The sequence below is a fragment of the Streptomyces sp. NPDC059861 genome, assembly GCF_042731435.1.
GTDB lineage: Bacteria > Actinomycetota > Actinomycetes > Streptomycetales > Streptomycetaceae > Streptomyces.
Window position 1 is genome coordinate 104,693 of record NZ_JBHWJQ010000025.1, and the last position, 12,873, is coordinate 117,565.

13 protein-coding genes are annotated in these 12,873 nt (G+C 70.5%); 8 read left to right on the top strand and 5 right to left on the bottom strand.

Translation table 11 applies throughout. The features are described 5' to 3' along the window. Positions 1-10 precede the first annotated feature (10 nt). Both ACFV6X_RS22355 and ACFV6X_RS22360 read right to left on the bottom strand, forming a co-directional pair. On the bottom strand, positions 11-652 hold the full coding sequence (locus tag ACFV6X_RS22355; protein ID WP_385386032.1) for a superoxide dismutase: 642 nt from the start codon (positions 650-652) through the stop codon (positions 11-13). 106 nt (positions 653-758) lie between these two features. Beyond that, positions 759-2,138 (bottom strand): amino acid permease, encoded by a 1,380-nt coding sequence (locus ACFV6X_RS22360; protein WP_385386034.1) that lies wholly within the window; start codon positions 2,136-2,138, stop codon positions 759-761. 307 nt (positions 2,139-2,445) lie between these two features. Here ACFV6X_RS22360 and ACFV6X_RS22365 point away from each other — a divergent pair, with 307 nt between their 5' ends. Further along, positions 2,446-3,030 (top strand): biotin transporter BioY, encoded by a 585-nt coding sequence (locus tag ACFV6X_RS22365; RefSeq protein WP_385386035.1) that lies wholly within the window; start codon positions 2,446-2,448, stop codon positions 3,028-3,030. 24 nt (positions 3,031-3,054) lie between these two features. Here the strand turns inward: ACFV6X_RS22365 and ACFV6X_RS22370 are convergent, their stop codons facing one another. Further along, positions 3,055-3,765, bottom strand: coding sequence for a hypothetical protein (locus tag ACFV6X_RS22370; protein ID WP_385386037.1), 711 nt, complete (start codon positions 3,763-3,765; stop codon positions 3,055-3,057). A gap of 211 nt (positions 3,766-3,976) precedes the next feature. Between ACFV6X_RS22370 and ACFV6X_RS22375 the strand changes: the two genes are divergently transcribed. After that, positions 3,977-5,581, top strand: a complete 1,605-nt coding sequence (locus ACFV6X_RS22375) for a protein kinase (RefSeq protein WP_385386055.1) — start codon at positions 3,977-3,979, stop codon at positions 5,579-5,581. A gap of 39 nt (positions 5,582-5,620) precedes the next feature. Here ACFV6X_RS22375 and ACFV6X_RS22380 read toward each other — a convergent pair whose 3' ends face one another. Further along, positions 5,621-7,099: an amino acid permease gene (locus tag ACFV6X_RS22380; RefSeq protein WP_385386038.1), complete on the bottom strand. Its 1,479-nt coding sequence runs from the start codon at positions 7,097-7,099 to the stop codon at positions 5,621-5,623. Positions 7,100-7,305: 206 nt separating this feature from the next. On the opposite strand from ACFV6X_RS22380, the gene ACFV6X_RS22385 reads away from it, so the two are divergent. Both ACFV6X_RS22385 and ACFV6X_RS22390 read left to right on the top strand, forming a co-directional pair. Next, complete coding sequence (locus ACFV6X_RS22385; RefSeq protein ID WP_365459853.1) at positions 7,306-7,794, top strand: ribose-5-phosphate isomerase; 489 nt, start codon at positions 7,306-7,308, stop codon at positions 7,792-7,794. Positions 7,795-7,843: 49 nt separating this feature from the next. Continuing rightward, the gene (locus tag ACFV6X_RS22390) at positions 7,844-8,653 is read left to right on the top strand and encodes an Fpg/Nei family DNA glycosylase (RefSeq protein ID WP_385386040.1); all 810 of its coding nucleotides are present in this window, start codon (positions 7,844-7,846) and stop codon (positions 8,651-8,653) included. Between the two features lie 16 nt (positions 8,654-8,669). On the opposite strand, the gene ACFV6X_RS22395 is transcribed toward ACFV6X_RS22390, so the two are convergent. After that, positions 8,670-9,923 carry a GNAT family N-acetyltransferase gene (locus tag ACFV6X_RS22395; RefSeq protein ID WP_385386042.1) on the bottom strand — a complete coding sequence of 418 codons (1,254 nt, stop codon included), beginning with the start codon at positions 9,921-9,923 and terminating at the stop codon, positions 8,670-8,672. Positions 9,924-10,096: 173 nt separating this feature from the next. Between ACFV6X_RS22395 and ACFV6X_RS22400 the strand changes: the two genes are divergently transcribed. From ACFV6X_RS22400 to ACFV6X_RS22415, 4 genes are all read left to right on the top strand, one after another. Further along, positions 10,097-11,278: a PP2C family protein-serine/threonine phosphatase gene (locus ACFV6X_RS22400; RefSeq protein WP_385386044.1), complete on the top strand. Its 1,182-nt coding sequence runs from the start codon at positions 10,097-10,099 to the stop codon at positions 11,276-11,278. A 146-nt stretch (positions 11,279-11,424) separates the two neighbouring features. Further along, positions 11,425-11,751 (top strand): hypothetical protein, encoded by a 327-nt coding sequence (locus tag ACFV6X_RS22405; RefSeq protein WP_385386046.1) that lies wholly within the window; start codon positions 11,425-11,427, stop codon positions 11,749-11,751. A gap of 68 nt (positions 11,752-11,819) precedes the next feature. Beyond that, positions 11,820-12,131, top strand: a complete 312-nt coding sequence (locus tag ACFV6X_RS22410; protein WP_365460498.1) for a pore-forming ESAT-6 family protein — start codon at positions 11,820-11,822, stop codon at positions 12,129-12,131. A 32-nt stretch (positions 12,132-12,163) separates the two neighbouring features. Then, a complete protein-coding gene (locus ACFV6X_RS22415) occupies positions 12,164-12,553 on the top strand; it encodes a DUF6507 family protein (protein ID WP_385386048.1) in 390 nt (129 codons plus the stop codon). Positions 12,554-12,873: the final 320 nt, after the last annotated feature.

Genomic DNA, 12,873 nt, shown 5'->3' on the forward strand with positions numbered 1-12,873 from the left:
CAGGGAGGGCTCAGGGGGTCAGCAGCAGGACGTCCGCGCGGGACTTGGCGGCCTCGTGGCGCCTGGCCACGTCCCGCCAGTTGACCACCTGCCACATGGCCTCGATGAAGTCGACCTTCTGGTTCTTGTACTGGAGATAGAACGCGTGCTCCCAGGCGTCGAAGACCAGGATCGGCGTGGCGCCCTGGCCGACGTTGCCCTGGTGGTCGTAGACCTGCTCGACGATCAACCGGCCGCTCAGCGGCTCGTGGGCGAGGACGCCCCAGCCGGAGCCCTGGGTGGTCGCCGCCGCCTTGGACAGCTGGGCCTTGAACTTCGCGAAGGAGCCGAAGGACTCGGCGATCGCGCCCGCCAGCTCGCCGACGCCGTCCGTCTCCAGGGGCTCGCCGCCGCCGTCTCCGGTCATGTTGTGCCAGTAGATCGAGTGCAGGATGTGCCCGGAGAGATGGAAGGCCAGGTTCTTCTCCAGGCCGTTGATCGAGCCCCACGACTCCTTGTCGCGCGCCTCGGCGAGCTGCTCCAGCGTGTCGTTCGCGCCCTTCACGTACGCCGCGTGGTGCTTGTCGTGGTGCAGCTCGATGATCTCCGGGCTGATCACGGGGGCGAGTGCGGAGTAGTCGTACGGCAGTTCAGGCAGCGTGTAGACGGGCATGAGGGGTCCCCTCCGAGCTCTTATTGCAATCGGCTTGCAACTACAACCTAGCAACAAGAAGGCCCCCACGCGTGAACGTGGGGGCCTTCCGGGGGATGCGGCGGCGTCAGCGCCGGGCGCGCGCCCGCTGCCAGCCGTAGCCGACGGCCGCCAGCACGAGGGTCATGGCGCCCGTCGAGTACAACTGCACGCGTGTCTCGGGCTCCCGGGCCATCAGGACGAAGATCGCCGCCATGCCCGCCAGCGCCACCCAGGTCAGCACCGGGAACGCCCACATCCGCACGACCAGCTTCCCCGGCGCCTCCCGCTCCAGCCGGCGGCGCAGCCGCAGCTGGGAGACGGCGATGAAGATCCAGACGACGAGGATCACCGCGCCGATCATGTTCAGCAGCCAGGGGAAGACGTCGTCCGGCCGCCAGTAGCTGAGCACCACGCACACGAAGCCGAAGACGCAGGACGCCAGCACCGCGATCCGCGGCACCCCGCCCGACACCCGGCCCAGCGCCTTCGGCCCCTGGCCGCGGCGCACCAGCGAGTATCCGATGCGCGAGGCGCCGTAGATGTTGGCGTTCATCGCACTCAGCAGCGCGACCAGCACGACCACGTTCATCAGCTGCCCGGCGCCCGGGATGCCGAGCGTGTCCAGGGTGGCGACGTACGGGCCGCTCTCGACGACCTCCTTCGAGTCCCACGGCACGAGGGTGACGACGACCGCCATCGAGCCGATGTAGAACAGCCCGATGCGCCACATCGCCGTGCGGACCGCGCTCGCCACGCCCTTGACCGGGTCCTCCGACTCGGCCGCCGCGATGGTGACCGTCTCCAGGCCGCCGTATGCGAACACCGAGGCGAGCAGGCCGATCACCAGCCCCTCGCCGCCGCCCGGCATGAAGTCCGTCAGATTGCTCGTGCCGGGAGAGTCCGTGCCGGGAAGGACGCCCGCGATCGCCAGCACGCCGAGCACCAGGAACAGCGCGATCGCCCCGACCTTCAAGGCGGCGAACCAGAACTCGAACTCACCGAAGTTCTTCACGGCCGCGAGGTTCGCGCCGCAGAACACCAGCATGAACAGTGCCACCCACGCCCACTCCGGCGTCCCCGGCAGCCAGCCGCTGACGATCTTGGCGGCGCCGATGCCCTCCAGCCCGACGGCCGTGCACAGCAGCACCCAGAACGCCCAGCCCGCGGTGAACCCTGCCCACGGCCCGATCGCCCGCTCGGCATGCGCGGAGAAGGACCCCGAGGACGGATACGCCGCCGACATCTCGCCCAGCATCCGCATCACCAGCATCACCAGGAGGCCGGAGATGACATAGGCGACGACGATCGACGGACCGGCGGCGGCGATGCCCGCGCCGGAGCCGACGAACAGCCCGGCGCCGATCACGCCGCCCAGGGCGATCATCGACAGGTGGCGCTGCTTGAGTCCGTGGGACAGGGACGCGTCCGCCTCTGGCGGAGCCTGAACAGGGGTGGTGCGGGACATGGGCGCGGCTCGTCCAGTACGTGAGGGGATAAGGGGGACAATCACACGGAGTGTAAAGGCCGGGTCAGTGTTCTCCCGGGGCCGCCCATTTGGCGAGACCCTACAGAGTCGCCCCCACGCCCCGGGCGTGAGCCACACGGCTTCACCTCAGTGACCGGTATCACGCCGACGCGCGTGTAATCACCACTCTTTGTAAGGAGCCCACCACAGTCACGCGCGTCCCTTTGTCGGGCGGGGACGGTGGTCGGCCCCGGTGCCCTGGGTTAGCGTCACGGTGTCCCGAACCGCCCTCACTCGCGGAGTCCCCATGAGCACCGCTGCCGCCGCCCCCGCCCGCCCGGGCCAGGTCCTCGCCGACCTGCTTCCCGCCTCCCGCGTCCGCGACGTCGCGCTCGTCGTCGGTGGCGCCGTGCTCACCGGCCTCGCCGCGCAGCTCGCCGTGCCGATCCCGGGCACCCCGGTGCCGGTCACCGGCCAGACCTTCGCGGCGCTGCTCGTCGGCACTGCGCTCGGCGCCGGACGCGGCTTCCTCTCCCTGGCGCTGTACGCGCTCGCCGGCGTCGTCGGCATGCCGTGGTTCGCGGAGGGCGGCTCCGGCGCCGGCGCCCCGTCCTTCGGTTACGTCATCGGCCTGCTGCTGGCCGCCACCGCCGTCGGCGCGCTGGCCCGCCGGGGCGCCGACCGCTCCCCGTGGCGGACGGCGGGCGCGATGCTGCTGGGTGAGGCGATCATCTACGCCGTCGGCGTCCCGTACCTGGCCTTCGCCACCGGCATGTCCGCCTCCGCCGCGATCGCGGCCGGGCTCACGCCGTTCCTGATCGGGGACGCGCTCAAGGCGGCGCTGGCGATGGGCCTGCTGCCGGCCGCGTGGAAGCTCATCGGCAGGCGCTGACGAGCCGGTGATCCCGCGCCGCCGCTACACCGGTCGCCGCCGGGACCACCACGCTCCCGCGGCCCCTGCCGCGACCAGCGTGACGCCGGCCGTGCCGAGCGGCAGGACGTCACGGGCGGGGCCGGTCCTCGGCAGTTCGTCGCCGCCCGGTGCCACCGGCTTGTTGTCGGTGCCGAGCAGCAGGGGCGTGGCCGGGGCGTTCGGTGCCGGGTTCGTCGTACCGAACGGGACCGGGCCCTGCTGCCAGAACGTCTTGCCGCCGTCGCTGTTCTGGACGGGCAGACAGATCTTTCCGGTCTTGCTCAGGTCGTAGGTCGCGTCGACGTCGTACGACTTCGACGTACCCGCCGCCAGATCGTCCAGCGCGCAGGCGAAACCGCTGTTGGAACCCTCCGGCAGGTCGCCTTCCGGTATTGCGGCGCAGCCCTCGACATTCGTGACCGTCAGTCCGTCGAAACCGACGACCAGAAGCCTGATCGGACCGCTGTCCTGCGTCCCCCCGTTCTTGACCGTGGCGGTGATCGCCGTTTCCTCCGAATCGTTGTGGACCGAGATCTTCTCCGGCAGGAGCGTGGTCAGTTCCACCCCCGCGGGCGCCTTGTCGACGGCCTTTCCCCCCTTGTCGCTTCCCGGTCCCTGGTCGTCCGCCCCGGCCGTGCCGGAAAGGATCAGAACGGCCGAGAAAGATGCCGCCACCAGCGATCCGGTGATGGTCGTCCTCCGACTTGAACGCATGTTCGTCCCCCTTGCCTGCGCCTGAATTCGCAGTACTTGAAGAGGTACCACAAGATTTCTCCGCACTATGCTGGTACGGCCTGACGTGTGGCTATTGGGGCGTCGTTGAGGGGAGTGCAGCGAATTGCCGGGGAATACGCGAAGTTCCGGTGTTCCAGGGCTACTGGTGGCAGGGCGCTATCGGTTGGCCGAAAGCATTGGGCAGGGGGGAATGGGGCGGGTGTGGCGAGCCGCCGACGAAATGCTCGACCGGCCGGTCGCCGTCAAGGAAATGCGCATCGACGGCCTGGACGCCGAGGACGCCCGTACCCGCCGCGAACGCACACTGCGCGAGGCGCGGGCCACCGCGCGGATCGACCATCCCCACGTCGTCCGGGTCTACGACGTCGTGGACGAGGGCGAACGCCTGTGGATCGTCATGGAACTGGTGGCCGGGCGTTCCCTGGAACGGATCATGGCCGAGGACGGGCCGCTCGGCCCTGGCGAGGCGGCGCGGATCGGGCTGGGGCTGGTGGAGGCGCTGCGCGAGGTGCACGCGCGGGGGGTGCTGCACCGGGACATCAAGCCGGGCAACGTGCTCGTCGAGGCGGCCGGCCGCCGGGTCGTGCTCACCGACTTCGGCATCGCGGCGATCCAGGACGCCAAGGCGCTGACCATGGCCGGGATGCTGGTCGGCTCGCCCGACTACATGGCCCCCGAGCGGATCTCCGGGCGCCCGCAGGGGCCACCGTCGGACGTCTGGTCGCTCGGGGCGACGCTGTCGGCGGCACTGGCCGGTCAGTCCCCCTTCTCCCGGAACACGACGCTGGCGACGCTGCACGCGGTGCTCTATGAGGAGCCCGGACTCCCGGCATCGACCGGGCCGTTGAGGGAGGTGCTGGGCGCGCTGCTCCGTAAGGAGCCGGATGTCCGGCCGGGCCTCGACGAGGTGGAGGCGGCGCTGCGCGCGGTCGCCGCGCCGGGGCCCACGCCGACCCTTGCGGTGGCGGAACCGGTGCAGGCGCGGGAGCAGCCGACGCCGGGGCTCGTGAAGCCCCCGCCGCCCGAACGGGCCCGGCCGGGAGGCGGTGTCTCCCTGGTGCGGGCACAGGCCGTGACCGAGCGGCGCCCGGCGCCCGGAGCCGCGAAGAGGCCGTCGGGGAGCGAACTGCCAGGACCCGCGGCGCCGTCCGGGCCGGCCGGGCGCCGGACGGCACGGACGGCGGTGGCCGCCGCGGCCGGTGTCCTCACGGCCGCCGCGGTGGCCGGGATCGTGTGGGCGGCGGCGGAGACGCCGGACGGCACCCGGGCGGACGACAGGCCGTCGGTGTCGACGCCGGCCGACGCCGCCCACGCCGGCTCCGCCCCCGCCTCCACCTCGCCCACGGTCGCGGGTACGTCCCGGCCGCCGAGCCTGCCCCCGGGTGCCCGGGAGGAGCCCGGCGGGTACGCGTGGGTGACGCCCGAGGGCTGGCGGCGGGACGTGAAGACGGGGGCGGAGGTGCACTACACCTCACCCGAGGGCACCCAGGAACTGGTCGCCAAGTCATCCCTGGCCCGGGGGGACCTCATGGAGAGCTGGCGCACCTCGGAACGCAACGCCCACCAGGGGCGGGACTATCGCAAGATCCGGCTGGAGGAGACGACGTTCCGCGGCTATCCGGCGGTGATCTGGGAGTACACCTTCACGCTGGACGGTGCTCCCTGGCACGCCCGGTTGCTGGGCTTCGACGCGAGGGGGAAGTCGTACCAGGTCAACACCTGGTACCAGCCGGCGGGAGAGGGCGGGGCGCTGGCGGTCTACGAAGACGTGAAGGAGAGCTTCACGCCGCTGTGAGGGCACAGCGGCGTGAAGCTCTCCCAGGGATGGTGGTGCCTAGTCGCGCACCTCGGCGGGCTGCGCGGTGGACTCGACGGGCTTGCGCTTCCCGACCCGCTGCCGGACCACGGCGACGGCGAGCACCAGGGCGGCGACGAGCAGCGACAGCAGCACGGTCTTGCGTCCGTCGTGTTCGGTGTCGGTCAGCATGTAGCCGAGCACGAAGACGATGAGCGCGGCGGTCGCCCAGGTCAGGTACGGGTACAGCCACATCCGCACGACCAGCTTCTCGGGCGCCTCGCGCTGGATGATCTTCCGCATCCGCAGCTGGGAGAAGCAGATCACCAGCCAGACGAACAGAGCGACGGCACCGGAGGAGTTGACCAGGAAGAGGAAGACCGAGTCCGGGAACTTGTAGTTGAAGAACACGGCCACGAAGCCGAAGACGACGGACACGAGGATCGCCGTCCGCGGCACACCCCGGCCGGTCGTCCGGGCGAAGGGCTTCGGCGCGTCACCGCGCTGGCCGAGCGAGAAGGCCATGCGTGAGGCGGTGTAGAGGCCGGAGTTGAGACAGGACAGCACCGAGGTCAGCACGATGAAGTTCATGATCTGACCGGCATGCGGGATGCCGAGGGAGTTGAGCGCGGCGACGTACGAGCCGTCGTCGGCGATGGACTTGCTGTCCCACGGGAGCAGGGTCACCACGACGAAGATCGAGCCGAGGTAGAAGACGGCGACACGCCAGATGATGCTGTTGGTGGCCTTGGTGACGGCCTGCTGCGGGTTCTCGGACTCGCCGGCGGCCAGGGTGGCGATCTCGCTGCCCATGAAGGAGAAGACGACGAGCAGCACACCGGTGAGGATCGCGCCCGGCCCGTGGGGCAGGAAGCCGCCGTGTTCGGTCAGGTTCCCCAGCCCCGCCTGGTCGCTGTCCACGCCCGGGAGCAGGCCGAAGACGGCAAGACCGCCGATGACGATGAACGCGGCGATCGCGACGACCTTGATCCCCGCGAACCAGAACTCGAACTCTCCGTAGGACCCGACGGAGACGAGGTTGGTGGCGGTCAGCACCACCATCACGATCAGCGCCCAGGCCCACTGCGGTACGGCCGGGATCCAGCCCTCCAGGATCACCGCACCGGCGGTCGCCTCGACCGCCAGCACGACCACCCAGAAGAACCAGTACAGCCATCCGATGGAGAACCCGGCCCAGCTGCCGAGCGCCCGGTCGGCGTGCGCCGAGAACGAACCCGAGGTCGGGTTGGCGGCCGACATCTCACCGAGCATGCGCATCACCAGCACCACGAGCGTGCCGACGAGAGCGTAGGAGAGAAGGATGCCGGGACCGGCGGTGGCGATGCCGGAGGAGGACCCCACGAAGAGTCCGGCGCCGATGACACCGCCGATGGCGATCATCGACAGATGACGGTTCTTGAGCCCTGCCTGGAGACCGGATCCGGAACCGGGATCGCCGGTTCCGCCGTTGCCTCCGGGGCCGCTTCCGGCCTTCGTCAGGGTCGGCTGCGAAGTCATGGGACGGATTTCCTTTGCGCCGGGTGAGCAATTTCCCGTACGAGCGGCGTACGAGTCGGACCAGTGAATCGGAGGTGAACGGATTCTTGAACCTTTGATTCCGGATCGTTACTTGAGGATTTCCTGAGGTTCGGTGGCGTTGCTCACACTTCGCGGTCCAGCCACCCGGCCCTGCTGCCCTGCCCGACGCATGTCACACTCGTCCCATGCGCGTGTACCTCGGCTCCGACCATGCCGGCTTCGAACTGAAGAACCATCTCGTCGAGTGGCTCAAGGCGGCCGGCCATGAGCCCGTCGACTGCGGCCCTCACGTCTACGACGCCCAGGACGACTACCCGCCGTTCTGCCTCCGCGCCGCGGAGCGCACCGTCGCCGACCCCGGCGCCCTCGGCATCGTCATCGGCGGCTCCGGCAACGGCGAGCAGATCGCCGCGAACAAGGTCAAGGGCGTCCGTGCCGTTCTCGCCTGGAGCGAGGAGACGGCGTCGCTCGGCCGCGAGCACAACGACGCGAACGTCGTCGCCATCGGCGCCCGCATGCACTCGCGGGAGGAGGCGACGAAGCTCGCCGAGACGTTCCTGAACACGCCGTTCACCGGCGAGGAGCGCCACGCCCGCCGTATCGCGATGCTGGCCGCGTACGAGACCACGCGCGAGCTGCCGCCGATCCCGGCGCACCACCCGCAGCAGGACTGAGGCGGCAGCACCGAGACCGCCCCCCGGGGGCTGGAAGGAACCGCGGACCGTGCCAGAGGGGCACACGATTCACCGGCTGGCGCACGACTACGCCGCCCGCTTCTCCGGCACGGCCCCCCGGGTCACCAGCCCCCAGGGCAAGTTCTCCGACGCCGCGGCCCTCCTGGACGGGGCCGTCCTGACGGCGACCGAGGCCCACGGCAAGCACCTCTTCCTGCGGTTCCGTGACGCCGACTGGGTCCACATCCACCTGGGCCTGTTCGGCAAGGTCGCCTTCGGTGACGCCCCCGCCCCGCCGCCCACCGACACGGTCCGCCTGCGCCTCGCGGGCGACACCGGATACGTCGACCTGCGCGGACCGACCACCTGCGCCCTCATCACCGCCGAGGAGAAGCGGGCGATACACGACCGCCTCGGCCCCGACCCGCTGCGCGACGACGCCGACCCCGGCGCCGCCTACGGGCGGATCTCCCGCAGCCGCAGCACGATCGCGGCACTCCTGATGGATCAGACGGTCATCGCCGGAGTCGGCAACGTCTACCGCGCCGAGGTCCTCTTCCGGCACCGGATCGACCCGTACCGCCCGGGAAGGGACATCACGCCCACCGAGTGGGACGCGATCTGGGGCGACCTCGCCGACCTCATGCGCGAGGGCGTGCGCCACAACCGCATCGACACGGTCCGCCCCGAGCACACCCCCGAGGCCATGGGCCGCCCACCCCGCGTCGACGACCACGGCGGAGAGGTCTACGTCTACCGCCGGGCCCAGCAGCCCTGCCACATCTGTGACGGCGAGATCCGCACCGCCGGCCTCGCCGCCCGCAACCTCTTCTGGTGCCCCGGCTGCCAGCGCGGCTGACCCGGGCCCCGGCCCCTCAGAAACCGTGCGGCAGCCAGGGCGCCACGGTGCTTCCGAAGCCCACCGCGGCCTCCGTGAGCGCCCCGGTCCGAAGCTCCCGCACCCGCCCGGCCGCCGCCAGCGCACCGAGGCTCACCCCACCGAGATACGCGGCCCCCAGCTCCCGTACCGACAGGGCGAGGTCGGCCGCGTCCGCCGTACGCGCGCACGACGCGCCCTTGGGGTCCCCCGACAGTCGCCAGCGTCCCGCGTTCCAGGGGCAGAAGTCGTCCTCCACCTCGAACACGACGTCCACCGGCGCCTGATACGTACGGGCCTCCAGCGCGGCCTTGAGGTCCACCAGCCGCACGTACAGCGAGTCCCGCGACCGCGTCCGGCACCGCCGGATGTCGGACACCTGGTACTGCCACCCCTCGTCGGCCGGCCGCCCCCGCACGGACAGGGTCGTCGTCAGGTCGATCCCGAACAGGAACCGCCACAACGCGCCCTCCGTCGCCGGATCGAGTCCCGCCAGGTCCTCCAGCACCACCGTGCCGTTGTGCCCGGCCTCCCCCCACCCGAGCTTGACCCGGAACCGCGCGTACCCCGTGACCTCGCCATCCCGGTGGGCGACGACACACTGCAACGGCGACGCCCCGTCCCGCTCGCTCTCCGGGTCGAGCACCCCCAGCCGCTCCCACCCCGGGCGCCGCGCCAGCATCCCGGGCCGCGACGGCACCAGCCGGGCGTAGACCTCCTCACACACGTCGAGGACATCGGCGGGCGCCGCGTACCGCAGCCGTACGTCATCGGCGGCGGCCGGGACCGACAGCCCCACCCGGCCGGTGTCGATCTCCGCGCTGAGCGCGAAGGTCGCGGCGCCGTACCCGAACCGGCCGTAGATCGCCGGCTCGGACGCCGTGAGCACCGCCAGCGGCTCACCCCAGGAGCGTACGTCGTCCAACTGCCGCCGCATCAGGGACGTCAGCACCCCGCGCCGGCGGTGCGTGGCCGCCACCCCGACCATCGTCACGCCCGCCGTGGGCACCGAGGCCCCACCGGGCACGGTCAGCCGGAACGAGAACGCCCCCGCCGTCCCCACGCACGCGTCGCCCTCCCAAGCACCCAGCGAACGGTCGAGCTCGGTGAGCGCGTTCCACAGCTTCCGCTCCTCGGTGGACTCCGGCACCCCGCCGAAGGCGCGGATCAGAGTGTCGTACCAGGAATCCCAGTCGTCCCGTCGCAGCACCCGCGGCCCGGTGTCCGAGCCGGTCAGGAAGTCAGTTGCCATGAGGCCATGCCTACCAGGGCACCGCGGGACCGGCGAGGGAATTTCCCCCGACTTCCCCGGGACGGCGGCGGGCCGGCCTTCCGTGAAGTTCACTGTGGAGTCGAGCCCCGGACGGGGGACAAGGAGGACCTCCCGTGCCAAGCGGCTGGTCCGATGGATAGGGTCCCGAACTAATGGCAGCAGGACGAGAGCCGCGCACGGCGGCCGAGACGTTCACGGCCCGGTTGAAGATGCGGTGGCACCGGGTCCGCGTCGGCCTGCGCAGAAGCGCCGTCGACTACTTCCGCGGCGACGGCTCCGACTGGGTCGCGCTGGCCGGTCTCCTGCTCACCATTCCCCTCATCACCGCCGGTACGCTCGCCAACTCGGTGTGGTGCTCACCGGCCGTCCTGGTCCTGCCGATCGTCGCCGGTGGCCTGCTGCTGCGCCCGGCCAGCCTGCTCGGTCTGTACGCGGCGGCCGCCACGGCCCTGATCGTGGAGTCGATACAGCTCGGCCCCTACACGGAGGGCCCGTCGCGGGTGACGCCCGGGGTCGTCCTCGTCGTCGCCGCGTGCGGCTTCTTCGGCCTGCTGATCGCCCAGTTCCGCAGCCGCGTCGGCGTGCCCTGGCGGCGCGGCGGCACGATGCTGTTCGACCTGCGCGAACGCATCCGGGTGCAGAGCAAGCTGCCGAAGCTGCCGCAGGGCTGGCACCGCGAGATGGCGCTGCGGCCGGCGGGCGGCCAGTCCTTCTCGGGCGACTTCGTGGTCGCGGCCCGCACGAACGGCGGCCGGACCCTGGAGGTCGTCCTCACGGACGTCTCCGGCAAGGGAATGGACGCCGGCTCGCGCGCCCTGCTGCTGTCGGGCGCCTTCGGCGGCCTCCTCGGCAGCCTGCCCCCGCACGCCTTCCTGCCCGCCGCGAACGGCTATCTGCTGCGCCAGGACTGGCAGGAGGGCTTCGCGACCTCCATCCACCTCGTGCTCGACCTCGACACCGGCGACTACGAGCTGTACTCCGCGGGCCGTCCGCCCGGGCTGCAGCTCAGCGCGGGCAGTGGCCGCTGGGAGGAGAAGGTAGCCGAGGGCCCGCTGCTGGGGGTGTACGACGGCGCCCAGTTCGACCCCGTGAAGGGCTCGCTCCGGGCGGGCGACGTGCTGATGCTCTTCACCGACGGCCTGGTGGAGACCTCCGACCGCGACATCGTCGAGGGCATCGACCGCCTCACCGGCGAGGCCGACCGCTATGTCTCCGCCGGCTTCCAGGGTGCCGCCTGGCACCTCATCGAGGCGGTCGCGAAGGACGTCAACGACGACCGCGCCCTCCTGCTGATCTGCCGCGAAGGCCCGACGGCCCACTCCGCCGCGCCCTGACCGCCCGCGCGGGCGGTTGGTCATGGCTTTGTGCCTCCTCTGTAACTGCCGTCTCCTCTCGATTGCGTGAGCGATCGGGGTGTTGGTAGAGATGAGTTACGTACGATGGGACAACCAGGACACGAGATGGGGGAGGCGAGTTCTGCATGAAGTTCGACATGGGTGCGCAGACGCTGTCGTCGTTGATGCGTGATTCGCGCGGTTCCAGCGACGACCTCGGGACGCTGATCCGGCAGTTGGTGCAGGCGGCGCAGCCGTTGGAGGGCAAGTTCAACGGCACGGGCCGGGCGATGTTCGACCAGTTCAAGGCGCGCGCGGATGAGATCACGAGTGAGCTCAACGGTTCGCTGTCGGCGATCCTGGGTGGCCAGTCGGGTATGGAGTCGGCGTTCAGCTCGGGTGATCAGGAGCAGGGCGACAACGCGCGGCAGCAGATGGGTGCCGCCAACTTCGACGCCGCGCGCTTCCGTTAGGCCGCCGTCGTCCGATCTGTCGGGACAGGTTCGTCCGATTCGTTTCACTTGACGGGGAGTGGTGTGTGATGGCTGCTGGTTCGGATCGTCGTTCGTATGACATGGGTGCGTCGACGGACGCGCAGGGGAACATCCAGACGGTGATCGGCCGGCTGGAGGAGGTCATCGGTGCGCGTGACCGTCAGGTCAAGGCGGCGATGGCGGACTTCACGGCTGATGGTGTGGCGGATGAGTACCACGGCAAGGAGCAGCGCTGGAACCGTGCCTCGCAGGAGGTGCGGAACATCATCCAGTTGCTGAAGACGACGCTGGAGAAGAACGACGGGACGGCGCAGTCGACGTTGCAGCGGGCGAAGTCCGCGGTGGACAACATCGGCTGAGTCGGGTGTCCGGTCGCTGAGGACGGGGGTTTGTGGTGCCCGGGTGGGATCTGAAGCCGCAGGGTATTTCGGGTGTGCTGAAGACGACGGGGGAGACCGCGTCGAATTTCGAGAAGTACGGGAAGTCGTTCGGTGAGAATCTGACGTCGGCGGCTTCGAGTGCGGGCACCATTTCCGCGGAGGGTGGTGGTGAGGGCGGCGAGAAGGCGCAGGGTGGTCTGGTCGCGCTGGCGTTGTCGCAGTACGCGGAGCGCGCCTCGAAGGACCTGCAGTTCGTGGCGGCCCGGGCGGGCAAGTCGTTGCAGGGCGTGGTCGATGCCACCACGGCCTATCTGAACGGTGATCAGGAGATGGCGGCGGAGGCGCAGCGCAACACGCTGAAGGCGCCGAAGCTGGATCTGCCGGGGGTGGGCAAGGCCTGAGCCTCCGCCGACCAGGCGGTGGGCCTGCGGGCCGCCCCGCCCCTGGCTCTCCCCCTTACCCTGCTACGGCCCGGGCGCGGTCGCCGCTCAGGCCGTAGCCGAGGACGGTCCGAAGTGTGGTGCTTCTGTGAGCGATGGACACTCCGATTGCAGAGGCAACCGCTGAGTTGATAGAGATGGCTGAGAATCATGGGGCGCATCGGGACGGTTCGCCCAGCGGTCCTAGGGGGAGGCGAGTTCGGTATGAAGTTCGACATGGGTGCGCAGACGCTGTCGTCGTTGATGCGTGATTCGCGCGGTTCGAGTGATGATCTCGGGAC